Source organism: Paenibacillus borealis, assembly GCF_000758665.1.
GTDB classification, from domain to species: Bacteria; Bacillota; Bacilli; order Paenibacillales; family Paenibacillaceae; genus Paenibacillus_AQ; species Paenibacillus_AQ borealis.
The window spans coordinates 6938993-6962570 of the sequence record NZ_CP009285.1; the positions used below are offsets into that span (position 1 = coordinate 6938993).

Below are 23578 nucleotides of genomic sequence, written 5' to 3' on the forward strand. Positions count from 1 at the left end.
TTACAACTATTAAGCGGGGGTGGCTCAGCATGCAAATGAATATTAAAAAAATTGCCGAAATGGCCGGGGTCTCTGTATCCACTGTTTCGAAAATAATGAATAACTACAGCGATGTTTCCGAAAAAACGAAGCAAAGAGTGCTGGAGATTATCGAACAAACCGGATATACCCCCTCTAGCTCCGCCAAGACACTGGCCACCAAGAAGTCGAATCTAATCGGAGTTATTTTTGCCGGTGAGCTGAATGTGGAGTTTACCCATCCTTTTTTTGTAGAGGTACTGAATTCCTTCAAGAAGCAGATGGGCGTGCTGGGTTACGACCTGATCTTCTTTTCCAATGAGAAATTCATCAGCAGCGGCGATTACTTCTCGCGTTGCCTGCATTTCCATGTGGACGGCTGTGTCATTATCTCCGGACAACAGATGGAGCCTGCCATACAGGATCTCGATAGGAGCAATATTCCCTGCATCGGCGTTGACCTGGAGCTGACCGGCAAGAAATCCGGCTATGTGATGTCGGATAATTACCAGATTGCCTCTAAAGTAGTGGAGCATTTCTACCTGCTCGGTCACAGGGAGCTGGGCTTCATCGGCAGTACGGCCGATTCGGATATCTCCAACCGGCGTGAAGCGGGCTATGTCAAAGCCATTGCCGGTTTCGGTCTGACGATGAACCCCAAATGGTTCGTGCATGGCGACGATTTCTTCGAGCCCAGCGGCTACGCGGCCATGAAGCAGCTGATCCATGCCGGCAGTCTGCCGCAAGCCATCTTCGCCGCCTCCGATCTGCTCGCCCTGGGAGCGGTCCGCGCCTTGAAGGAGCATGGCCTCCGTGTTCCGGAGGATGTCGCCATCATCGGCTGCGATGATATCGAGGCCTGCCAGTATACCAGTCCCACGCTGACCACGATCCGCCAGAACAAGGAACGGCTCGGTGTTCTCGCGGCCCATATGCTGTTCGATCTCATTAATAATCAGTCGGAAGGCGGCTCCTTCGTGGTTGAGCCGGCGCTGATCATCCGTGAATCCTGCGGGAGCGGGTTGAACCGCTGAGCTGCGCCCCTCTTCCGGGTGCAGTTTACACAACCTCCCCTCTGTTTCATAATCCCATTGCCTTAACCAGACTGAAACCGCTTTCGATACTATAATCTCTCATTTGATGGGATGGATCAAGGCACCGTTTTTCTGATTAAGGGGACCATTTTTCGGCTTGGTCCCCATTATTTGTGTTTAATACTTAGCCATACTCTATTTAAGGTGTCCGGGAAATAAGATGGAGTGGCTAGAGCGGATGACTCGGGCGTGGGCAATTTCCGCTTCTGAGCCGCATTCATGGGAACATTTGGGATAAACCAGACAAATATGAAGCAATAATTATTCCTGGCGGGTCATTTTTGCGCATAGAACAACGAGTATATAATAGAAAGGCGGGAGATTTTTGATAGAAACAAAACGTCTTATAATTAGAGAAATGGTGCAGTCTGATTATGATGCATTGTGCGGAATATTGTGTGATGAGGAAGTAATGCGTGCTGCTTATGAAAGTGCATTCAACTTAGAAGAAGCACAAAATTGGCTTAACAGACATCTTAAAAGATATGAAGAGTATGGTTTTGGACTTTGGGCTGTTGTATTAAAAGAATCAAACGAAATGATTGGTCAATGTGGCCTGACAATGCAAGGCTGGGGAGAAAAAGAAATTTTGGAAATAGGATTTTTGTTTCAAAAAGCGCATTGGCACAAAGGTTACGCAACAGAAGCGGCAATTGCTTGCAAGGAATACGCCTTCTCAGTTCTTAATGCAAATAGGGTTTATTCTATTATTAGGGACACAAATATAGCCTCTCAAAAAGTTGCTGTTCGAAACGGTATGAATATTATTGATAAAGATACTAAGAATTTTAGGAATATAGATATGGAGTTTTTTCTGTATTGTGTAGAGCGAACAAAATGAGCATAATACAAAAATTAAAGATTTAAAGAAAATTTGAAGCTGTCACAAAAGGTTTAACAACATTGTTATCTTACTCAGAAGAGAAAGCTAACGGGAAACGATAGTTCAATGAAAAGCGACAGTCAAGGACCTTTTTTCTCGTCCTTGACTGTCGCCGTTTCATTCTATAAATATCGTCTTGATACTTTATTCTCTGCTGAGATCAATAAGGTGTTGGAGCACCCACCTGCGGGTCCAGTGACAGGCTGACCAATTGGCCCGCGTGGGTGAGGCCTGCACCGAATCCGTACAGCAATATCCGCTGGCCATTCTGCACTTTCCCCTCGCGGATGCCAAGATCGAGGGCAAGCGGAATACTGGCCGCCGAGGTGTTGCCGAAATATTCAAGGCTGTACAGCGCTTGTTCGAACGGGTAATTCAGCCGTTCACAGATCGGTTCAATCATCCGCAGATTGGCGCTGTGCGGGATGAACCAGTCCACTTCCGCAAGTTCAGCTCCTGCGTTCTGCAGTACCTGCTGCACCCCCTGCGGAACCGTCCGGACCGCCCACTTGAAGACCTCACGCCCGTTCTGTACCAGCATGCCAGTAGCGGCAAGCTCCACTCCGTTCACCTTGTCCGCCAGCCCCGTGCGGTAGACATGCTGCGCTCCGCTCCCGTCGCTGCCGAGATTGCCCCCTAAGAAGTGATCTTTATCCCCGCCGCTCTCCACAAGCACGGCACCTGCACCATCACCGAACAGAATACTGGTACTGCGGTCCGTGTAATCCGTGATCTTGGACAGCGCGTCAGCGCCGATGACCAGCACTTTATGATGTAGTCCCGAGGATACCAGCGCATGAGCTGTATGCAGTGCATAGACAAACCCCGCACAGGCGGCACTCATATCTATCGCTCCGGAAGTAAGCGGAATGCCGAGACGGTTCTGCACAATGGCTGCTACGGAAGGAAAAGAGAAATCTGGCGTACTGGTAGCCACGAGGACCATATCGACATCCTGTACACTTTTACCATAACGCTTCATCAGATCCTGCACGGCGGCTGCACATAAATCACTGGTATATTCATCCGCACGGCTGATTCGGCGCTCCCGGATGCCTGTCCGCTGAACAATCCATTCGTCATTGGTATCGACCATTTGCTCCAGATCAGTATTCGTAAGTCTCCGGGACGGCACATAAGAGCCGATCGCTGTAATTCTTGCACCCTTCATGAATATCACCCCATCATTTATTTCAGACTTTAGTATCTGATATTAGTACTTGGTACTAATTATAGCGCTGACGAACTCATTTTGCAAAAAAAATAATTTACAGCCCCTTTGTGTGATCAATGTATCTTACCATCGTAAAGATTCGATGCTACAATCTTTACAGTGTAAAGATAACCGAAAGGAAGGCTGCAGGAAGTGACGGATAAACCCTACCACCACGGCAATTTACGGAATGAGCTTATAGAAGCAGGCATTAAGCTTATTAATACAGACGGCATTAACAGCTTTTCCCTGCGCAAGGTCGCAGCCGAATGTAAAGTCAGTCACACCGCCCCCTACAGCCATTTTAAAAATATAGATGAGCTGGTATCCGCCATGGGCGAGCATGTCACAGAGCAATTTATGGAGTCCCTGTGTGCATCCGTCCAAGGACAGGAGGACAGCTCTGACGCGATTTCCCTGCTGGGGCAGGCTTACATCGATTTTTTCATGGAGCACCCGCAGTATTTCCAGTTTTTGTACTACCATTCTGGCATAGTCATCGATCTGGACAACTATAATTCTGATAGCTATCCGCCATTCGTCCTGTTCAGGACAACGGCCTATCAAATGTTTCAAAGCGCCGGCCTGCCGGAAGCTGAGTTCTCCCATCAACTGATTGCACTCTGGGCGATGGTACACGGTATAGCTGCTCTGCTTACCAATAACGGGGTCAAGTATTCGGGGAACTGGCGTGAATTACTGGCGGTCCAATCTATCTTATAAGGAGACATGAACCATGAGAATGATTGTGCACGATCTGCAGGAGCAGGAATTCGCAGGATGGGCAGAGGGCGGGCAAGGAGAGCTGACTGTTATCTCGGACAATGGTACCATCCGCCAGTGTATGGGCTGCTTCGGCTGCTGGACCCGGACGCCCGGAGCATGCGTAATACGGGATGGCTATAACAATCTGGGCGAGCTGCTCTCCCAAAGCGATGAACTGATTATCATCAGCAAATGTATGTACGGCAGCTACAGTCCTTTTGTCCTGAATGTGCTGAACCGGAGTATTTCCTATGTCCTGCCCTATTTTGTCACCAAGAATGGAGAAACCCATCACCGCAACCGGTATGATCACCAGTTCGCACTATCGGTGCATTTCTATGGGGACGACATCACCGAGGCTGAAAAAGGCACAGCCCGCACGCTAGTCGCCGCGAACAGCCTGAATTTGTATTCTACAGGAAACCATGTGTACTTTCATGACAGCCTGCACAGCATTAAGGAGGCGGTCCAATGAACATCGCCATGATCAACGGCAGCCCCAAGCCCGTTAACAGCAACTCAGGTATATTGTTGAAGATGCTCGAGCCGCTTATCAGCACCGGGAATGAACTAACCTACTATAATCCGAACAAAAGACCGCTCACCCCTGCGCAATACAGCGAGCTGTGCCGGATGGATGTACTGGTGCTTGCCTTCCCGCTCTATGTAGATGCAATCCCGTCCCATTTGTTCAGGCTGCTGGCAACGCTCGAAGAATACCTCAAATCAGAGCATGATCAGGAGCAGCCAGAGGAAATCCACGTCTATGCCATGATAAACAATGGTTTCTATGAGGGCAGTCAGAATCAGATTGCTCTGGATATCCTTAAACACTGGTGCACACGCGCCGGTGTTCATTTCGGGCAGGCGCTGGGTCAGGGTGCCGGTGAAATGCTGGGCTCCCTGGAGAAGGTCCCTCCCGGCAAGGGTCCGCTTAAGAACCTGGGAAAAGCAATGCATAGCATGGCCGCTAATATACAATCCAGAAGCGCAGATGAATCCCTGCTGTTCAGCCCCAACTTCCCGCGCTTCGCCTGGAAATTCGCCGCGACCCACACCTTCTGGAATGCTACCGCCAAGAAGAACGGCTTGAAGAAAAAAGATATACTGAGAAGGCTGTAGGATGGATAGAACGCCCGGCAGTACAAGAATTATCAGTAATGGTTGGTACGCCGGGACTTGCGCCATACGTTCCGGGTTAGCGCCCGGCAGCAACAAGGGCTATATAAGCTGAACTTAAGAATGACAGCCAGCCGATCGATGCCCCTTGCAGAGCAAGGATTTCGCAATACAACAGCGCAATAGAGCAGCGCAATACAGCAGGTTAGATTCTTAAGTTCACTCTATAACTCTAGCTGACGTCCGCCTGCGGAGGCCGATGTGAATGAGGGTAAGGACGTTGATGCGAATGCGGATGCGGACACGGTTGCAGATACATCTGCATAGAGAAGCCCAAATGTTGTACGAAGTGCAACTCGTATTCCTAGATACCGGGATATTCGTAAGGATTGTTGTAGGAAATACAACAATCCTTCTGCTAAACCGCCTGGAGTAGGGAAAATGCTGCCTTTTGTACAACAATTTTGGACTTAACCCGCTATCACGAGGAAATTGTTGTATTTCGTGCAAGATTTCATCTATATATATTGAACTTAAAAACTGGCCGGGGATTACGCTGCACGCTCCGGGTTACCGCCCAACAGCAAATGGGAATACTAGCCTGTGTTGCAGATGATTGCGCCGCAAAGCTCCTCTAGAGTAAGGAGTGCGGATGCACATGCGGAATAGTTGTATTTCGTGCAGTTAACAGACGGCGAAAACCCGGAAGAGCAGGGATAACTGTATTCTGTACAATTAAAATAAAGAAAAGTGTCTCTTTATGGCATAGGAGAGTTTTATAAGTGTATAGAGTGCAATTAAACCTCCCTCTGCACAATAATTGATCATTTTAGTTGTACAAATTACAGTTATATAGAACTGGAGTGAGTGTCCAGCAGCAGACAACCTGCAATTTGCTTCCAGTGCCGCGGATGGTACAGCAACGCTGTTCTGATCATACACACAACAAGAGCCCGATCCCCTACAGGACCAGGCTCTTGTGCATATAGTTTATTAGCTAAGGCCGGAGGATATCATCCGTTTTATCCCCCGTATTCCGCCCAATTGCTGCCGGACTTCACGTTCCCGCCGGTTCCACCGCAACCTGCTCCACCAGCTTCTCCGGCTTCGCCGTGTTCCGTGACCGGCAGTTCAGAAACTCTACCTCTTCCCCGTTCTCAACGTAAAAGGCCGGACCCTCGTGGTTCTCAATACTGACCTGCTGAAACTGCACGTCGCGCACATTGCCGAGGTAGAATCCCCGGCGCTGCATGTTCTCGATGCCTGTCATCATATCCGGATGGCCGGGCACTGCATCTTTCGCCATCGAAATATCGATATTGGTGAAGGTAATTTCTGATACATACTGCTCAGCAAGCCCATACAGAAATCCTGCCGCTGCGTGGACATTACGCGCTGTAATATTGGCATAATGAATCCGCCGGAACTGCGGCGTCTCCTCCGTCACGGGGTACGGGTTCTTGTCCCAGACATACTTCTCCTTGCCCCGCGGCCCGCAGAAATAATAGAGGTTAAGCGTGAAGGGACAGATCACATCCTCCATCACAATGTTGCTTACCCGGATATCCTCAATGATTCCGCCGCGCCCTCTCCGCGATTTCATGCGGATGCCGCGGTCCGTCTGCTTGAATACACAATTGCTGATCGTCACGTTACGGATATCGCCGCTCATCTCACTGCCCAGCACCACCGCTCCGTGGCCGTGGACCATCACGCAGTTCGTAATGGTGATATTCTCGCAGGGAATGCGCTCCCTGGTATCCTCGGTACCTGCCTTGATGGCAATGCAGTCATCGCCTACATCGATGTGGCAATTGCTGATGCGGACATCACGGCAGGACTCAGGATTAATGCCATCCGTATTCGGCGAATCCGCCGGATTCAGGATCGACAGATTATCGATCATCACATTACTGCAGCCGATCGGATTCACGGTCCAGCTCGGAGAATTGATCAGCTGTACATCCTTGATCGTTACCCGGCTGCAGTTGTCGAAGCCGATCAATCTCGGGCGGGGATACTCCAGCTCTTCGGGATGATTCCGGTGCTTCTCCCACCAGGGTGCACCGTTTCCGTTAATGGTCCCGCTGCCTGTGATGGAGACGTTGGTCAGATCCGCTCCATAAATGCAGGCCGCGTGCACCTCCTGCTTCACCCCTTCCCACCGTGATTCCACGACCGGGTAATCCGCCGGATCGGTACTGAAGGACAATACCGCTCCAGGACTTAAATGCAGCTGAATGTTGCTGCGCAGGCGCACTGCGCCTGTCAGGAAGGTGCCGGCCGGAACATACACCGTGCCTCCGCCGGCGCTGTACGCCGCCCAGATGGCGTCCGCAATCGCTGCCGTTGCCGGAACCCCGCTATCCCGGAGCGCTCCATAATCCGCAATATTAAACACTGTGAGCCTCCTTTCTATTCTTTCACTGCTGATCCAGACAGCCTCAAGCTTGGCTGCGCTTTCCGCCGGATACAGCCACTTCAAACTCCATTACTATTCTGCCGGACCCGCCAGCCTCAGACAATGCTACACTTGTGCCGGGTACAACGCCTGCATCTCCACACAGGCCATCACTAGCGCCCCTACTCCGTGCAGGTCATTGCTGACCTTCGGCCGGGTGACATAGTTACGGTAATCCCCTGCTGAGGTCCCGATGCAGATGTCCGGCAGAATCAGCCGGTCCTGCTCATCCCATTCCAGCACCTGAATTAAGCCTTCGTAGCCTTTGCGCGCTGCCGCTGCCGCGGCAGCTTCAACCTCCCCAGGCAGAATTCCCAGCTTCACCGCTTTGGCAATCGTGTAGACGAACAGGCAGGAGCCGGAGGTTTCCAGCCAGTTATCCGGCTCAGCTCCCTTGTCGACCACCTGATACCACAGGCCGCTCTTCGGATCCTGATAGCGGATCAGCGCCTGCACGAAGCCGCTCAGCTCGGCGGCCAGCTCCGCACGGCCCGGATCCTTCTCCGGCAGCTCATCCATAAACTGCGAGAGTGCCAGCCCGTACCAGCCGAGTGACCGGCTCCAGAACTCCGGCGAGCAGCCGGTTTGCGGATTCGCCCAGGGCATACGGCGGCTCTCATCCCAGGCATGGTAGAGCAGGCCGGTGGCCTCGTCTTTCATGTATTTGCGCATCAGCCGCTCCTGGTGCAGCACTGCTGCACGCAAGTCCTCTTCTCCATAAGCATTCGCATACTTCAGGGAGAAGACCCCGGCCATATACAGCCCGTCGAGCCACATCTGATTCGCATATTTGTCCTTATGCCAATAGCCGCCTTCGGAGGTTCTGTTCAGCGTCCGCAGCAGATTCCTGAGCTTAGCCGCAGCCTCCCGGTACTTCAGCTTGCCGGTCCGTTCATGCAGCGTGAAGAGCAGCAGCCCCGCTTGTACGGCATCCAGCTCATCCCGGGCAAAATAGAAATTGCCGTATTCATCCACCAGATCATCCACATACTGCTGGATGTATTCGATATAGCGGTCCTCCTGGACAGCCTCCCACAGCAGCTCCATCCCGCATAGAAACACGCCTTGGTGATAATGCCAGCGGTGCGCAGGCGGAAGCTCCCCCGCTTGATACGTATCCATCAAAGAATCACAGGCTTTTTGCGCCCATTCTAAAGGTGTTTGCGGCAGACTGCCTATCATTGTTATACCCCTTTCATATTTCAGAATACCCGGCCTGCCTTCAGCATCAGCCCTTCATCGAGCCCAGCATCGCGCCTTTGGCGAAATGCTTCTGCAGGAACGGATACACCATCAGAATCGGCAGCGTTGCTACCACGATAACAGCCATTTTGATCGTCTGATCCGGCGGCGGAACCGTGCCATCGAGTGTTGCACTGTGATCCATCCCGCTGGCAAGCACGACAATCTGTCTCAGCAGAACCTGAATCGGCCACTTGGCGCTGTTATCCAGATACAGGATGGCGGTCATATACGTGTTCCAGTAGGTTACGGCGTAGAACAGGGAGATGGTCGCAATCGCCGGCAGCGACAAAGGCAATACGATCTTGAACAGAATGCCGAAGTCGTTGCAGCCGTCGATTTTGGCCGATTCCTCCAGCCCTTCAGGAATATTCTGAAAGAAGTTCTTCAGGATAATCATATTGAACGCGCTGATCGCGGACGGAAGAATAAGCGCCGCATACGAGTCAATCAGCCCCAGCTCTTTGACCACCAGGAACGTCGGAATCATTCCGCCGTGGAACAGCATCGTGAACACCACCAGGAAGTTAAATACCCGGCGGCCGTCCAGATCCCTGCGGGAGAGGCCATAAGCCATCAGCGACGTGATGAACATACTGAACAAAGTCCCTACAAGCGTTACCCCGATAGACACACCCAGGGCTCTGAAGATCGTATTCGTTGAGAAAATAAATTTGTAAGCCTCCAGGCTCCACACTTTCGGAATCAGTACAAATTTGTTAGCGGCCAGCTCTGCGCTGGTTGTGAAGGAGCCTGCTACTACATGGACAAACGGAAGCACCGTTATCAGAGCGATGAGTGCAAGCAGTGTAAAGTTGACAGCGGAGAATATTCTGCCGCTAATCGTACGGTCTTCTACCATTTCAATTCCTCCCGCGGCATTTTAATAAACGCCTTCTTCTCCTATTTTCTTGGATACCTTGTTGACGGTCATCACCATGATCAGACCCACTATCGACTTGAAGAAGCCAATGGCTGTACTATAGCTGAACTGCCCTTGCCGCAGCCCGGCGGTGTAGACATACGTATCGATAATTTCCGCAACTTCCCGGTTCATGGAATTGAGCAGCAGATAGACATGTTCGAATCCAAGATCGAGAACGGAACCGATTTTCAGAATAAACAGTGTAATAATAACTCCCCGGATCGCCGGAAGCGTGATGTGCCAGACTTGTCTGAGCCGTCCGGCCCCGTCCATGCGCGAAGCTTCATAGAGCCCGGGATCGATGGCAGCGATAGAAGCCAGATAGATAATCGTTCCCCAGCCCGCTTCCCGCCAGATAACCTGAATGATGTACATCGGTCTGAACCAGCCGGGACTCAGCAGGAAATTGATTTTGGAGAATCCGAAGTAAGCCAGCAGTTCGTTGATAATCCCGCCGTCCATCGTCACCATGACGAAGGAAATCGAGACGACGATAACCCAGGACATGAAGTGGGGCAGGTAGACCAGGGTCTGGAAGAATCTTTTGAAGAAAGTGCCTCTGAGTTCGTTAAGCATCAATGCGAGAATAATCGGAATCGGAAAATAGATCAGAATATTCATCCCGAACAGGATCAGGGTATTCCCCAGAATGTTCAGGAAATCGGGTTCGGTGAACAGCCGGCTGAAATGCTTCATTCCAACCCACTCGCTCCCTGTAATCCCTTGATAAGGCTTGTAATCCTGGAAGGAGATAATCAGTCCGTACATCGGCAGATATTTAAATACAATGAAATACAGCACTCCGGGGATCAGCATCACATAGAGTAGCTTGTTTCTCCACAGCCTTTTCTTAAGCTCACTGCTGCTCTTATAGCTCTTAGGCTTCGGTTCGGGAACTACGCGGGGCTGGGCGGTAACTTCCTGCATGATTCTCTTCCTTTCTCTGTAAATTCTTCTATATTTGAAAAAAAGGCTGCCGAAGCGCTAAGCCAAGCAGCCTTCTTTCATGTGGTCAGCCCGCAGTCAAAGCTGCTGCGTTCTGCTTATTTTTTGTACACGGCATTGTATTCTTCGATGATTTGGGCCCCGCCCCGGCTCTTCCAGTTCTCGACTTCTTTCTCGAATCCGGCTTTATCGAGCTGGCCGTACATGTATTTATAAGTGGCATCCGTAATGATCTGCTGAAGCTCAACACCCTTGGATGTATAGGTTGCCGAATCCAGCGCCGCCGTAGGATCTGCGACCCCTACCTTCACATTCTCCAGTACCAGCTCTTCCGCATGAATGCGGCCCGGCAGCACGTTCAGACTCTGGTACATGCCGTTCGTTTCGTATTCGCCGATTACGCTGTCTTTGAAGCCTTTGACTTCGCGTTCAATCAGCTCTTTATTGTCCGTTGGCTTGGCTTTGCCGTCTTCAACCGTATAGTGTGTGCCTTCAATCCCCCAGTACATCAGGTTGGCCACTTCAGGGGTCATCATTTTGTCAAAGAAGGCCAGGATCTTCTTCAGCTCTGCCTCATCCTTAACCGCTGATTTCGGGAACAGCACTACGTTGTTATAGCCGGGAATCATCCACTGGGCGAACTTGCCGTCAGGTCCAGCCACCATACTGTGTGTGTCCAGCACGGCATCCGGCACGTTCTTGATCAGGTCCTTGTTGAGTGTATCGATATCCTGCATGGAACCGCCGATATACAGTCCTGCTTTGCCGCTGGTGAACATATTTACCGCATCCGTTTTACTGGTTGCTGCAAAGTCTTGGTTCATGTATCCGCCGTCACGCAGGTTTTTGAAGAAATCCATGGTGTCGAAGTACTGCGGGAAGGTGAATTCCGGTGCCAGCTGGCCGTCCTTCTCCCCCCAGTTGTTCGGTGTGCCGAACCAGGAAGAGACGGTTTTGAATGCGCCGTATACCAGCTCATTGCGGTCAACCACCCCGATAGTGTCCTTTACACCGTTGCCGTCAGGGTCCTGCTCCGTGAAGGCTTTAGCCATTGCGAACAGCTCATCGGTATTGGCCGGTGCTGCGAGTCCCAGCTTATCCGCCCAGTCCTTACGGTAGATAATCCCCTGGCGGGCCAGCGGACGGCCGATATACAGGGTGTACAGCTTGCCGTCTACCTTGGTGTTATTGAGGATTTCCGGTTTCAGCTTGTTCAGGTTAGGGAACTCACTGAGGAGCGGCCCGATCTCCCAGAACTGTCCGTCCTTGATCGCTTCCTTCATCTGCAGGAAGGTCGTCTGATTCTTCAGATAGGTAACCTGCGGCAGTGAGCCAGTGGCGAAGGAGGAGTTCAGCTTCTCTTCATAGGTATCTGCCGGGAAGAACTGATAGGTCAGCTTCGTATTCGTCAATTTCTCCACTTCCGTCTTGATCGTGTCCGGTGGAGTATCTGTCGTGTTCAGCGGGAGCATGATTTTGATCTCTGTCGGCTTTTCCGGTTCTGCTGCCGGCTCTGTAGCCGCTGCCGTGTTGGTTCCCGTGCTTGCACCTGGATCTTTGGTTGCCGCCGCCTCATTATTGTTGTTGCCGCCGCATGCGGACAGCATGCTGAGTGTCAGCAGCGAGCTGAGGAGCAGGGTGAAGGATTTTTTCGTCATTCCTTTTTGACCTCCGTTTAACTTGTATTGGTTACAAGCCTCACATTACAGTCCACGGAGGATTACGAATACAATCATTTACTCATAAAGGCGCGCTGGGGCTGGGGGTGTGGGTTAATGATTATCGTGTGATGGGGGGGAGGGGGATATACATGGGAATAACCACTTGGGAGCGGCGGCGGGCGGGACTGCGTGAGCTTTGGACTTCCGGCCGCTGTTGTCTCCAGATGTTCATGATTATATTGCTTGCAGCAGATAACATCCGGAGACAAAGGCGGACGCTATCGCTCCTACAGTTCCAAACCTCCCTCCGTCCCTTTCTGCCGCTCCACGGGTGGGCCCTTTCAATGTATATCCTTGAAAGGGGAGGCAAAGCGCAAGCCCCACCGCTTCGCTCGCGGCGGGGCCAGGAACAATGTTGGTGGGTAGGGAATTGGAGATAGGGCGGGGGAGCGGCGGAACTTGAATTTAAGTGCTGAGGGGAGTGCTGGAGTTATGATTAGAGCGGCAGAGGGGAACGGGAGGTGAGCAAACACATTATTACTCAAAAATCCTGCACCAAATACAACATTTCCCTCAATAAATTGGCCGAATTTCAAAATTGTTGTACAGAATGCAGCATTTCTCCTCCAACTGGCGGCACAGCGGGGAAATTCTTGTATTTCGTACAACAATCCTTCGGATTACCCGGATATCCGTAAACCAAAGTTGTATTTCATACAACAATCTACTAACAAATCAACGTCTCACCCCAATCAGCAACCCGAGCAACCCGTGCAACCCGACAACTTCTTCGACTGGGCAGCTACACACCGGCACAATGGGGCGGCGATATTATCGTTCTCCATTTGCTTATTAGATTAGATCCTTCATCGCGTTGTATAGTACAGAGTCGTAAACCATACGAGGATACAGTAAAATGGTATTTAATTTCAGCTTTTTGGAGGCGGGTATATGAAATATTATGTTGTGGATGCATTTGCGGAGAAATTATTCGAAGGTAATCCCGCGGGAGTATGTATTATGAAGGGCTGGCTTCCGGATGAGACAATGCAGCAAATTGCTGCTGAAAACAATCTCTCGGAAACAGCTTTTGCCGTCAAGGAGGGGGACCATTACCGGTTACGCTGGTTTACTCCGGCTGATGAGATTGAACTCTGTGGCCATGCTACTCTCGCAACAGCTTATGTCCTGGCTAACTTTTATGAAACTAATGTAGCAAGCTTTAAATTTCAGACCATGAGCGGGGAACTGGTTGTTCTAAGAAAAGGGAAGTATTACGAGCTGGATTTCCCCAGCAGGATGCCGGAGCGTTGGACATTAACCAGTCAAATGGTTGAAGCTCTTGGCATTCAGCCGGTAGAGACTTATTTAGCCAGAGATTTAATGTTCGTGCTGGAAAAAGAAGAAGATGTGCTTAACGCTGCTCCTGATTTCTCTAAACTGCGGCAGCTTCCCGATGGACTCGGGGTCTCGATCACGGCCAGAAGCGACACCTATGACTTTGCTTCCCGCAGCTTTTTTCCTAAGCTGAATGTGAATGAGGACCCTGTATGCGGCTCTGCTCACTGTAATTTCATTCCCTATTGGGCAGCGCGGCTTGGTAAGGACGAGTTAGTAGCCCGGCAGCTCTCCAAACGCGGAGGAACATTATATTGTATAAATGACGGGGATCGTGTAAAAATAAGCGGCTCTGCAGTTTTATATGCTGTTGCTGAGCTTCAGATCGGTTAAGAACTAACCGCTCTTTACATTAAAGCCCCACCGCTTCGTTTGCGGCGGGGCTTGGATTATTTTATTTTCAATATAATCTTGCCCTTAGCCCGGCCGGATTCGGAGTACTCCATCGCCTGCTGAGCTTCTGCAAAAGGAAATACCCGGTCAATCACAGGCTTGATGGCACCGGATTCAATATATTCAGCGATGATTTCCAGCTGTCTGCCGCTCGGCTTCATGAACAGGAAGCTGTATTTCACCTTGGTTTTGCGCTCCAGCCTTGTGATTCTCCGGGTGACGAGCCGTAATAGATTAACCTTCAGGAACCCTAACCCGTATTCTTTGCCGAAACGGGCGTTGGGCAGACCTGATACGGATACGACATGTCCCCCCGGTTTGACGATACTGAAGGCCCTTTCTAACGTTTCTCCGCCAATGGTATCGTATACTCCGTCATAATTGTGCAGAACCTGATCAAATTGCTCTGTTTTATAATCGATGATCTGATCGGCCCCAAGTGACTTAACGAGTTCAGCTCCGGCTTCGCTTGCAGTGGTTGCAACGTAAATCCCCATCGCTTTGGCAAGCTGGATGGCGAAGGTACCCACGCCGCCCGCTCCCGCCTGAATCAATACCTTTTGTCCAGCCGACAGCTGTAAAATATCATGCAGTGCCTGGTACGAAGTGAGTCCGACTAAAGGAATAGAAGCAGCTTCTTCAAAGGAAAGGTTGCCGGGCTTCAGCGCGATATCCTCCTCATGAACAGCAATATACTCCGCGAAGGTGCCAATCCTGCTTTTTCTGGGCCGGCCGTAGATTTCATCACCTACCTTGAATTTCTTGACCTTATCCCCCACCTGGATAATCACACCTGAGAAATCATTGCCCAAAATAAGCGGCATCTCATATTTCAATAGCATACGCAGCTTGCCATCCCGGATTTTGAAGTCGATCGGATTGATACTTGCCGCATGGATTTCCGCGAGCACCTCATGCTCACCGACTTCGGGCATTGGGCGGTCCGCTAACAGCAGCGGAGTTTGTCCGTATTTTTCGATAACCATTGCTTTCATGATGGACCCTCCAGCTTTTGTTTAATAAAACCGCTCAAAGAAAACAGACCAGAATACGTTGCTCTAGCCTTAGGCTAGTTTAGTAATGGAGACATGTACATAATAGGTGTAATTTGTATAATAAAAAAAAGATAAATCCCTTGATCCTACTGGGTTTTTAAGTGTAAAAGGTGGTGTAAAAATGACTTACGTATTTGCATATGAACACTTTGATCATTCGGAAGACAGGTTAGTCTTTCAGCCGAAAATAAATCCCTTTGATACCAGAATTACAAAAAAACACACTAACCTTTAAACAAAAAGCACAAATCGAGGTTAAAAATGTCTTTGAAACTTATGAGTATCTTTATAGTTTAAATCCAAACAAAGATTTTTCAGATATGGATGAACCTGTATTGAAAAAAATACAATTTACTTTAATGAACGAATTGACTGGTTACCCCAACGGATATAGAAGCATTCCTGTAGCTCTTCAAGATGGTGATGGATACGTCAGTTATCAACCTCCAGCCTTTAATGAAGTTCCGCGTCTCATGCAGGCTTACTTTTCCTGGCTTTATACTAGTGTAACCGGATATATGAGCCCATACGATACAACAAATGCCAATCTTGATAAAAAGCTGCATCCGCTCATCATTTCTGGAATTACCCATCATTTAATAGGCTATATCCATCCATTTCCTGCTGGTAACGGAAGAACAGCACGGGCATTTTCTACTTTAGTTGGGTTGATACACAGCGACCTTGCCACAATTAAAGATGCGTTTAGTGTGGAAGAATTCTTTGATAAAAGAATAGAAGATTATTATGATACGCTAATGGTAGCAACTCAAGGTAATTTAAAACCATTCATTGTTTTTTATCTAGAATGCGTCAACGCATCGCTTACCAAGGTTCTCAGACAACTACAACGTTACGATAGAATCAAACATATTCGTGAATTGCTGAGCAGAGGGCATGCGAAAACGATGTTCGAGTTGATTAGCAGAATGGATGATGGAGAGACTTTCCATAGACAATTGTTTGATAATACTTTGGATGTTTCTTCCTCAAGTATTGCGAAGAATATTACAAAACTCAAAGAGCTGGGCATAATCAAGCCAGGGAACGCTCGCGGAGAATATATCGTCTGTATAGTGGATTAGCCTCGTAGTTAAGCCCCGCCGCAGTCTCCTATGGTGGGGCTGTAAGTAATACTAATATGGCAATAACTAAACCGAGATTACAAATAATAACTCAGCCATCTCCGTGTATTTATGATGTAATCACAGGGGAGCTTGGTGCATCTGGACCTACAATAATTGGCGAAAAAATAATACTAAAAAGAGTTAGAAGTACTACTACCTTCTTCTTCATGAGACTCCTCCCAAAAGTAGAATTTGATACTGATCCTGAATTTGTTATCAATTTAGAAAATAAATCAGCCTTCTCCGTGGTTAAATAAGGTTACAACAGGAGAGTCAGGTGCGGTTGGACCTACAATGATTGGCGATAAAATAATACTAAGAACAGTTAGAAGTACTACTACCTTCTTCTTCATGATAAACTCCTCCCAAAAGTAGAATTTGATACTGATCCTGAACTTCTTGATTGGCAACTATCCTAAATCTTTCAAATAGAGTTACACTTTCTAGTATATACTTTTCATTGTTTATGCATTGGAAATTTTTTATAGTTTTTAATAATAAATCAAAGCCTTTGAGGTAATTATCCTTAAATAAATAATAATAAGCGAGTTCATATGTTAAATTAGCTTGACGATCCATAGTAAGATTACGAGAATATCTACTTTTAACCAGCTCGACTAATATCTCTTCTATTTCTTGCTTATAAAAATCCAGAGTTCTATCAATATTAAGCTGGTTTTTATTTGCTGCTCTCAAAATATATAATAAACCGATAACTAGTTCATCTCTATGTTTATCAATGTATGAAACATATGCTTCTATTACCGTGGTATCACCACTCAATAGCTTTGTAATATATATATTTGCTATTGACCATTCATGGAAAAGGTTCTTCCAGTGCTCTACTGTCTCACCTTGCTCCTTAACCCAACTTAAATCTGCATAGGCATATTTATAAGTCAAAGCCCCTTCATAATCCTCTAGCTCATCACAAACGTTGCCCCGCAGCAAGTCACTATAAGCAATATAAAAGAACAAGGGTCTTCCAGGTAGTTTGCCCGGTTCGGCTGATTTCCGGTCAGAGCGGTACTTCATGTCATATTGGATTCTGGCTTTATGGCCCATTTTGGCGGCAAATTCATCGACCTTATCCCAGCGCTGTAAGGAACGGTATGTATTGGCAAGCTCTTTGAGTGCATCCAGCTGGTCCACTTCATCCAACCGCTCAACGAAGGGCTCAAACCGGTTAGCTATCCACAGATTTCTGTCCTGATCATCACTAAGTGAGATGGTAAACAACCGGTACTGGCATAGTGCCAGCCGTTCCGAATGCTGGAAGCGTTCAGCTTCGGCAACAATCTCATAGATTGCGGCGGCTGCCTCCATTTTCCCGGCAGTGAATAGTTCTTCCGCTGTATCAAACAACAGGGGAGCGTACATCAGGTTGTCCATAATATGGCGGGCAAGTCTCTGAATGCTGTCCAGCTTGTTTAGATCTGCACAGCGGAGCAGCAGCGGACCAATTCTGCGCCAGTCCGAAGAGCCGTCGATAATATAATTATCGATGTATAGGTCGTAGAAGAACCCTTCCTCCCGTCCCATCGCCCGAGTGATCCGGTCAAGCTGCTGCATCGCAATCGGCCGGTGCCCATGAACGATATTACTGAGTGTCCCGGAATGAAGCTGGGAATGCCTGGCGAATTGAGTGATCGTCAAAGCTTTTTGTCTTAAATACTCCTCCAGTTCTGCTAATATCGTGGTTGTTGCCTCCAAGTCATAACCACCTTTCCTCTTCAATTTGTGATAAATAGAATAAAATCCCTTTTTTTTGTTATACAAAATATACCAGTGGTCGATTCAATTATCAAGATAAAATTATGTATATTTCCTTAATTTTTAAATTTTGGCATTACAGTTGCCATTCTAAAAAAACTATACCTTTATTCTCGACCTTCCAGTTATCTCGGAGTACCGAAAAAGGAGCATAACGTCTTAAACATCCCCAGGTGGATACGGCTTCGCCGTCCTTAAATTAGCGAAGCAGGCAGTGCGTGTCTGCAGGAGGCGGGACTAGATCATTTGGGGAGGGGGATTCACAGATTTAAGGAGTTTTATGTACAGTTCTTGAGCGCGGTGGATTAATTTAAGTGGAATTTGTACATCTAACTTGTCGGCAATGATCCACTTATAAAAAATAGTTGGATAAACAACACTTAATCGGTCCGATTTCTGCTGAATCCATAAGGTTGGGCGGATTAAGTGTACTTTTTCCATCTGCTTACTCCCAACCCTCCGTTTCGGCAGAATTAAGTGCCTTTTTTCCAACTCTTCCTGCCCTCCCCTCCCGCCACTAACAAGTAGTAAGACTTTGCCATCCTTATAAAAGACGGTACCGTTTCAGGGAGGGAATCGAAGGATAATTCATAGCGTAAATCCTAGCCAAGGTCATTTCGCTTTGCTTCTGACATACACATCATTCCTCGCTAGCCCGCGCCTTAGCCTCCGCCTCCGTATACTCCTGGATGATCATACTGCCGCCGCTGGTCTGCCATTTCTCGACCTCTCCGGCGAATCCGTCCGCATCGATATTGCCAAGAATATAATTGTAGGTGGCATCTACGATAATGGCTGACAGCTCGGCGTTCTTCTCATCATAGGTAGCGGAGGTTAACCGTACTGCCGGGTCATCGACCAGGAACTGCTCATTATCCTGGCTAAGCTGGTCGGCAAGGGCCGTCAGCTGTTCCTTCTGCGCGACCTCCATAATATTCTTGTTGCCGATATCGGCAATCATCAGGGAATAGAGCGGATTTACCTCAAATACACGCAGCTGGGACGTTTCCTCAGGAAGGATCACCTTGCCCTCCCCATCCAGCAGATAATGCCGGCCCTCGAAGCCGTACACCATCAGGTTGGCTACGTCCTTATCCATCGTGCGGTCAAAGAACCCCAGTACCTGTTTCAGTTCCTGCTCTGTGGCAATGGCTTTTTTGGAGAAAAGATACAGGCCGTTGTACTTGGGAATCGACCATACCTTGTAACCGTCCGGCCCCTTGATCCGATTAATCAGGGTAAGCTCCGCCTTGGGGTTAATCGCCTTGGCCTCAATCGAGAGCCGCTGCACATCCGTCATGCTCCCGATGAAAATCCCTGCCGTCCCGCGGATGAACTTATCCCGCTGCACATCCTTGCTGGTCAGGGCGAAGTCCTGGTTAATGATCCCCTCGTTATATAATTTGCGCATGAAATTCATCGTGTCCATATATTCAGGAGTGGCGAATTCCGGAATAAACCGGTTGTTCTCGATCTTCCAGTTATTCGGTGTGCCGAAATAGGAGCTTAACGTCTTAAATACCCCGTATACCAGGTCATTCCGGTCTACCAGTCCAAGGGTATCGGCTTTGCCGTTTCCGTCCGGATCATTATAGGTGAACTGCTTCATCACCTCGTACAGCTCATCCAGTGTCCCGGGCGGACTCAGCTGCAGGTGATCCAGCCAGTCCTTGCGGATAATAATCCCCTGCCTGGAAGCGGGTCTTTCCGTGTAGAGGCCATAAATCCCCCCGTCCACCGTGGTCTGCTTGAGAATAGAGGAATCCAGCTGGCGCAGATTCGGAAACTCCTCCAGGTACGGTCCAATCTCCCAAAACGCGCCGGAACGGATCATATTCTTGACCGGATTATAATCGGTGAATTTCACAAACGTAACTTTGCCGAGGGCACCGGTGGTCAGCGCCGTATTCATTTTGTCCGTGTACACACCCTCGGGCACCCAGGTGATATTCAGCTGTGTCCCGGTCAATCTCTCAATCTCGGCGATAAGATCCTTGGACGGGGTCTGCGGGAAATGCAGCGGCGCAAGAATTGAGATGGACGGCTTATCCCCGGCTTTGTCCGAACCGTCAGAGTCCCCCTCACTGCAAGCGCTTAACAAACTGAACGAGAATAGTAGAATAGAGCAGCATATAAGAGTCACTTTCCTGCCCGCTAATCCTTTGAACATTTCATAACCCCCTAAATCGGAATATTTATATACAATAAGGCCCTATTTATTGAATAATTTAGCATGCGTAGTGATTATTAGAGAAAATGATTATTGCGGCACCAGATGATTATTGTTATTATCCTTCGTGGTGCATACACTTAAAGCAGCGATTATGACCACTCCATGAAAAGGTGCTGAATCTGGTGAAATCCTTAAGCTTTCTAAGTAAATTAACGATGTTCGCGTTTGCAATCAGCATCCTGCCGGTGCTGTTCATTGGTTCTTTCTCTTATTTCACATCCTCCAAGGAAATTCAAAAAAATGTTAACGAAAGCAAAATGGAACTTATTTTACAAATCACCTCAAATGTAGAGCATAAGCTTACCACTGTCAACCAGACCTTGAACCAGGTAGTGAACTCTTCCGTGCTGAAAAAAGCGCTCAATAATCCGCTGAATGTAACCGATTTCATTTTATATAATGACATAAGAAACGAAATCCGCAATATGCAATCTTTCGATACGAAGCTGGAGGATGTCATTCTATTAAATCAGCGGCAGAACTGGATGATCAAGAATTCCGGACTCTACCGCCTGAATGAATACCAGAATTACGAGCAGCTTACCAACCTGATGAATATTCCCGACAAAACCTCCTGGGTGCTGAATCCCTCCTCCTTGTTCTACAGCGAAGAGAGCATCAACGTTACCGGGTGTAATTACAGCATCAGCCTGATTAAGAAACTCCCGACCACCAAGCTTCAGAAATACGGGCTCGCTATGGCTAATATTCCCGCCTGCAGTCTCCAGGACTTCATCAACTCCGATGTGCAGCCGCTGGACAGTATTATTGTGCTGGATGAGAACGGGCGGATTCTGCTTCATCCCGACCGCAGCCTGATCGGACAGCCTGCCGAGGCGGGCGGATTCACGGGCTTCCAGCGGATTGCCGCAGCGGCCGAGCCCTCAGGGCAATTCAAAACCGAAATAGACAAAGAAGATTATTCTATAACCTATATGCGCTCTCAGCTCAACGGCTGGATCTATCTGTCAGTGACTTCCATTGAGAGTCTGACCCGCGAATCCGGCAAAATCGGCACCTACACGGTATTTGTCTGTACGTTCATGCTGCTGCTGTCTGTACTTCTGGCGTGGCTGGGCTCCCGGCGCATGTACACTCCGATCGAACGGCTGCTGAATCAGATGGGACAGCGCCGTCCCGGCCTGCGGGCAAGGCATACGGATGAATTCCAGCTCATCGGCGAGCAGGTGCATTCCCTGTTCCAGTCCAAATCACAGCTGGAGAAAGAGGTCAGCCAGCACATCGGGCAGGTGCGGACCTTCTTCCTGATCCAGGCCTTTCAGGGCAATCTGAGGAAACGCGAGCTGCTGGAGGAACTGGAGCAATACGGGTACCGCAAGCAGGTGGAGGAATGGAAGACGATGGCTGTCATTACGCTGAGCATCGACTTCTCCGAGGAGAGCAGCTATGAGAAAAAGGATCTCAATCTGCTGTTATTCGCGGCGCATAATATGATTGAGGAATTGGTATCTGCGGATAACAGGCTAACCCCTGTGATGATGGGGCATGCCCTGGCAACCGTAATTGGCAGCAGTGACGGCAATACGGAATCTTTTCACCGAACGCTCTATGCCTTGACGGAGAAGCTGCAGCAGGAGATTAATAATTACCTGAAGCTGCAGGTCAGCATCGGGCTTAGTCTGCCGTTCCACTCTTTTGATAAAATGTCCATTGCCTACAGGGAAAGCCTGGAAGCCTTGAAGCACCGGATCACGCTCGGCAAAGGTATTATCATCCAGTACGAGAATATTAACTCCGGCAAGCATTATCTCAATCTGAACTACCCTACCCATACCGAAAATGACCTGATGGATGCCATCAAGCTGGCTGACAGTGACAAGGCGAAGGAACTGCTGCATAAGCTGTTCAAGTGTATTTTTGCGCTGGGGCTCTCGCCGCAGGAATACCAGATTCCGCTGACCCGGCTGCTGAATAATACGCTCATTATGATGCAGGAATCGGGAATTACGCTGAATCAGATCTATCATGCCAACGGATCATTATTTGAAGAGCTGACCGATCTGCATATTGTAGCGGAGATTGAAGACTGGTTCTGGACCATCGTGATCCAGCCGGTCATCGTCATCTTCCACAGCAGGCAGAATGCCCAGTATCATAACATCTCCGAGAAGCTGATCGATATCGTCCAGCATGAGTATGACCAGGATCTGACGCTGGAGGAATGTGCTTCCCGGCTGCATTATAACGCCAACTATATCAGCAGTGTGTTCCGTAAGGAGACCCAGTATTACTTCAGTGACTACCTCACGATGTACCGGTTCAAAATGGCCAAGAAATGGCTGGAGGAAACCGATATGCCGGTTAAGGATATCGCCTCCCGCTTAAGATACAATAATTCGCAGAACTTCATCCGTTCCTTCCGCAAGCAGGAGGGGATGACTCCCGGCCAGTACCGCGACAACTTCAGCTCGAAGCCTAAGGCTGTGCCCGATGATTATTAAGTGCAGCATCCTCCGACGCGGATTTAGGCTTGCGTGATTTTCTTTTGCGGATAAAGAACGTAATAAGTACAGCCAGAATCAGCACAATGCCGCCAGCCGTGATCGCAATATTCTTGATATCCGGCACGTATACAGCAAGCCGCAGCGGCTCGGAATCCGCAAGTGAAATATGCCAGGTTAAGGTATTGCCGTCTTGTTCCGCTGCATTATTAGGCCCGTACAGATCATAGGGAATCGTTAATTTGAAATCTACGGAGAAGGTGCCCATCAGCAGCCGCACAAGGGATTTAGGTACGCTTAAGCTGCCGATGCCATCAATAATTTCGTCCGAATAGGCGTTCAGCTTAGGCTGGGCCACCACATCGTACCGGGTATACAGCCATCTGTCTGTCTGCCCGACCTCCGCATCCACAATATCAAGACTGCTGCCGCTGGACTGCAGCTCCTCGATCGAAGTATAGGATTTCAGAAACTGATATTCTGTAGATTTGCCTCTTGCCGTTTTGTTCAGCTCAATGCCTGCGGCCGCAAGCCTGGTGGTCAGGAGCTCCTCTATTTTACCGCTGACCAGCGCTTCCGCCCGGGAATCCAGCAGCATACTGAAGGCCAGATCGAGCGAACCGTTCTTCTTCACGGTCATATGGGCCGTTCCCTGCGCGCAGCCCGTGAGCAGCAGCACAAGCATCATCATCATCATCAGTGCAGTCTTAACTTTGAATCTGTTCAAGCCTCGTACGTTCAACAACTTCCCCTCCATCCGCTGCCTGTTCACAAGAATATCACAGAGTCAGCTTACCACAAATTCAGCTCC

The 23578-nt window shown here is 49.0% G+C and carries 19 protein-coding genes; 9 read left to right on the plus strand and 10 right to left on the minus strand.

Annotation, left to right across the window (positions count from 1 at the left end):
- The first annotated feature begins 35 nt into the window (after positions 1–35).
- On the plus strand, positions 36–1052 hold the full coding sequence (locus tag PBOR_RS29260) for a LacI family DNA-binding transcriptional regulator (protein WP_042220057.1): 1017 nt from the start codon (positions 36–38) through the stop codon (positions 1050–1052).
- 385 nt (positions 1053–1437) lie between these two features.
- Positions 1438–1953 carry a GNAT family N-acetyltransferase gene (locus tag PBOR_RS29265; protein ID WP_081972241.1) on the plus strand — a complete coding sequence of 172 codons (516 nt, stop codon included), beginning with the start codon at positions 1438–1440 and terminating at the stop codon, positions 1951–1953.
- A gap of 202 nt (positions 1954–2155) precedes the next feature.
- Here PBOR_RS29265 and PBOR_RS29270 read toward each other — a convergent pair whose 3' ends face one another.
- Positions 2156–3166 carry a ketoacyl-ACP synthase III gene (locus tag PBOR_RS29270; RefSeq protein WP_042217369.1) on the minus strand — a complete coding sequence of 337 codons (1011 nt, stop codon included), beginning with the start codon at positions 3164–3166 and terminating at the stop codon, positions 2156–2158.
- Between the two features lie 195 nt (positions 3167–3361).
- Here PBOR_RS29270 and PBOR_RS29275 point away from each other — a divergent pair, with 195 nt between their 5' ends.
- The 3 genes from PBOR_RS29275 to PBOR_RS29285 are packed head-to-tail and all read left to right on the plus strand — an operon-like array spanning position 3362 to position 5095.
- The gene (locus PBOR_RS29275; RefSeq protein ID WP_042217370.1) at positions 3362–3931 is read left to right on the plus strand and encodes a TetR/AcrR family transcriptional regulator; all 570 of its coding nucleotides are present in this window, start codon (positions 3362–3364) and stop codon (positions 3929–3931) included.
- A gap of 13 nt (positions 3932–3944) precedes the next feature.
- Positions 3945–4448 (plus strand): flavoprotein, encoded by a 504-nt coding sequence (locus PBOR_RS29280; RefSeq protein ID WP_042217372.1) that lies wholly within the window; start codon positions 3945–3947, stop codon positions 4446–4448.
- Positions 4445–5095 carry an NADPH-dependent FMN reductase family protein gene (locus PBOR_RS29285; protein WP_042217373.1) on the plus strand — a complete coding sequence of 217 codons (651 nt, stop codon included), beginning with the start codon at positions 4445–4447 and terminating at the stop codon, positions 5093–5095. Before PBOR_RS29280 ends, PBOR_RS29285 begins: the two co-directional genes overlap by 4 nt.
- A 1054-nt stretch (positions 5096–6149) precedes the next feature.
- Here PBOR_RS29285 and PBOR_RS29290 read toward each other — a convergent pair.
- The 5 genes from PBOR_RS29290 to PBOR_RS29310 form a co-directional block, all read right to left on the minus strand.
- Positions 6150–7493 (minus strand): glycoside hydrolase family 28 protein, encoded by a 1344-nt coding sequence (locus PBOR_RS29290; protein WP_099052569.1) that lies wholly within the window; start codon positions 7491–7493, stop codon positions 6150–6152.
- A gap of 126 nt (positions 7494–7619) precedes the next feature.
- Positions 7620–8735 carry a glycoside hydrolase family 88/105 protein gene (locus PBOR_RS29295; RefSeq protein ID WP_042217374.1) on the minus strand — a complete coding sequence of 372 codons (1116 nt, stop codon included), beginning with the start codon at positions 8733–8735 and terminating at the stop codon, positions 7620–7622.
- 46 nt (positions 8736–8781) lie between these two features.
- A complete protein-coding gene (locus tag PBOR_RS29300) occupies positions 8782–9657 on the minus strand; it encodes a carbohydrate ABC transporter permease (protein ID WP_042217375.1) in 876 nt (291 codons plus the stop codon).
- Positions 9658–9678: 21 nt separating this feature from the next.
- On the minus strand, positions 9679–10647 hold the full coding sequence (locus tag PBOR_RS29305; RefSeq protein ID WP_042217377.1) for an ABC transporter permease: 969 nt from the start codon (positions 10645–10647) through the stop codon (positions 9679–9681).
- A 116-nt stretch (positions 10648–10763) separates the two neighbouring features.
- On the minus strand, positions 10764–12323 hold the full coding sequence (locus tag PBOR_RS29310; protein WP_042217378.1) for an extracellular solute-binding protein: 1560 nt from the start codon (positions 12321–12323) through the stop codon (positions 10764–10766).
- A 954-nt stretch (positions 12324–13277) separates the two neighbouring features.
- On the opposite strand from PBOR_RS29310, the gene PBOR_RS29320 reads away from it, so the two are divergent.
- On the plus strand, positions 13278–14057 hold the full coding sequence (locus PBOR_RS29320) for a PhzF family phenazine biosynthesis protein (protein WP_042217382.1): 780 nt from the start codon (positions 13278–13280) through the stop codon (positions 14055–14057).
- 56 nt (positions 14058–14113) lie between these two features.
- Here the strand turns inward: PBOR_RS29320 and PBOR_RS29325 are convergent, their stop codons facing one another.
- Positions 14114–15112 carry an NADP-dependent oxidoreductase gene (locus tag PBOR_RS29325; protein ID WP_042217384.1) on the minus strand — a complete coding sequence of 333 codons (999 nt, stop codon included), beginning with the start codon at positions 15110–15112 and terminating at the stop codon, positions 14114–14116.
- Positions 15113–15369: 257 nt separating this feature from the next.
- Between PBOR_RS29325 and PBOR_RS29330 the strand changes: the two genes are divergently transcribed.
- Positions 15370–16257, plus strand: coding sequence for a Fic family protein (locus tag PBOR_RS29330; protein ID WP_245647937.1), 888 nt, complete (start codon positions 15370–15372; stop codon positions 16255–16257).
- Positions 16258–16313: 56 nt separating this feature from the next.
- Positions 16314–16556 (plus strand): hypothetical protein, encoded by a 243-nt coding sequence (locus PBOR_RS37230; RefSeq protein ID WP_157764163.1) that lies wholly within the window; start codon positions 16314–16316, stop codon positions 16554–16556.
- Between the two features lie 58 nt (positions 16557–16614).
- Here PBOR_RS37230 and PBOR_RS29335 read toward each other — a convergent pair whose 3' ends face one another.
- Together PBOR_RS29335 and PBOR_RS29345 are read right to left on the minus strand one after the other, a co-directional pair.
- Positions 16615–18012 (minus strand): helix-turn-helix domain-containing protein, encoded by a 1398-nt coding sequence (locus PBOR_RS29335; protein WP_042217385.1) that lies wholly within the window; start codon positions 18010–18012, stop codon positions 16615–16617.
- A gap of 700 nt (positions 18013–18712) precedes the next feature.
- On the minus strand, positions 18713–20242 hold the full coding sequence (locus PBOR_RS29345) for an extracellular solute-binding protein (RefSeq protein WP_042217389.1): 1530 nt from the start codon (positions 20240–20242) through the stop codon (positions 18713–18715).
- A gap of 173 nt (positions 20243–20415) precedes the next feature.
- Between PBOR_RS29345 and PBOR_RS29350 the strand changes: the two genes are divergently transcribed.
- Complete coding sequence (locus PBOR_RS29350; RefSeq protein WP_245647938.1) at positions 20416–22767, plus strand: helix-turn-helix domain-containing protein; 2352 nt, start codon at positions 20416–20418, stop codon at positions 22765–22767.
- Here PBOR_RS29350 and PBOR_RS29355 read toward each other — a convergent pair.
- The gene (locus tag PBOR_RS29355) at positions 22742–23494 is read right to left on the minus strand and encodes a DUF3153 domain-containing protein (protein WP_157764164.1); all 753 of its coding nucleotides are present in this window, start codon (positions 23492–23494) and stop codon (positions 22742–22744) included. The genes PBOR_RS29350 and PBOR_RS29355 overlap by 26 nt on opposite strands.
- Between the last annotated feature and the right edge of the window lie 84 nt (positions 23495–23578).

Bases quoted from the DNA above. Each gene is read 5' to 3' on its own strand.
- PBOR_RS29300 (WP_042217375.1), bottom strand. From the start codon at position 9,657: ATGGTAGAAGACCGTACGATTAGCGGCAGAATATTCTCCGCTGTCAAC.
- PBOR_RS29295 (WP_042217374.1), bottom strand. From the start codon at position 8,735: ATGATAGGCAGTCTGCCGCAAACACCTTTAGAATGGGCGCAAAAAGCC.
- PBOR_RS29280 (WP_042217372.1), top strand. From the start codon at position 3,945: ATGAGAATGATTGTGCACGATCTGCAGGAGCAGGAATTCGCAGGATGG.
- PBOR_RS29270 (WP_042217369.1), bottom strand. From the start codon at position 3,166: ATGAAGGGTGCAAGAATTACAGCGATCGGCTCTTATGTGCCGTCCCGG.
- PBOR_RS37230 (WP_157764163.1), top strand. From the start codon at position 16,314: ATGGCAATAACTAAACCGAGATTACAAATAATAACTCAGCCATCTCCG.
- PBOR_RS29305 (WP_042217377.1), bottom strand. From the start codon at position 10,647: ATGCAGGAAGTTACCGCCCAGCCCCGCGTAGTTCCCGAACCGAAGCCT.
- PBOR_RS29310 (WP_042217378.1), bottom strand. From the start codon at position 12,323: ATGACGAAAAAATCCTTCACCCTGCTCCTCAGCTCGCTGCTGACACTC.
- PBOR_RS29325 (WP_042217384.1), bottom strand. From the start codon at position 15,112: ATGAAAGCAATGGTTATCGAAAAATACGGACAAACTCCGCTGCTGTTA.
- PBOR_RS29320 (WP_042217382.1), top strand. From the start codon at position 13,278: ATGAAATATTATGTTGTGGATGCATTTGCGGAGAAATTATTCGAAGGT.
- PBOR_RS29345 (WP_042217389.1), bottom strand. From the start codon at position 20,242: ATGTTCAAAGGATTAGCGGGCAGGAAAGTGACTCTTATATGCTGCTCT.
- PBOR_RS29260 (WP_042220057.1), top strand. From the start codon at position 36: ATGAATATTAAAAAAATTGCCGAAATGGCCGGGGTCTCTGTATCCACT.
- PBOR_RS29285 (WP_042217373.1), top strand. From the start codon at position 4,445: ATGAACATCGCCATGATCAACGGCAGCCCCAAGCCCGTTAACAGCAAC.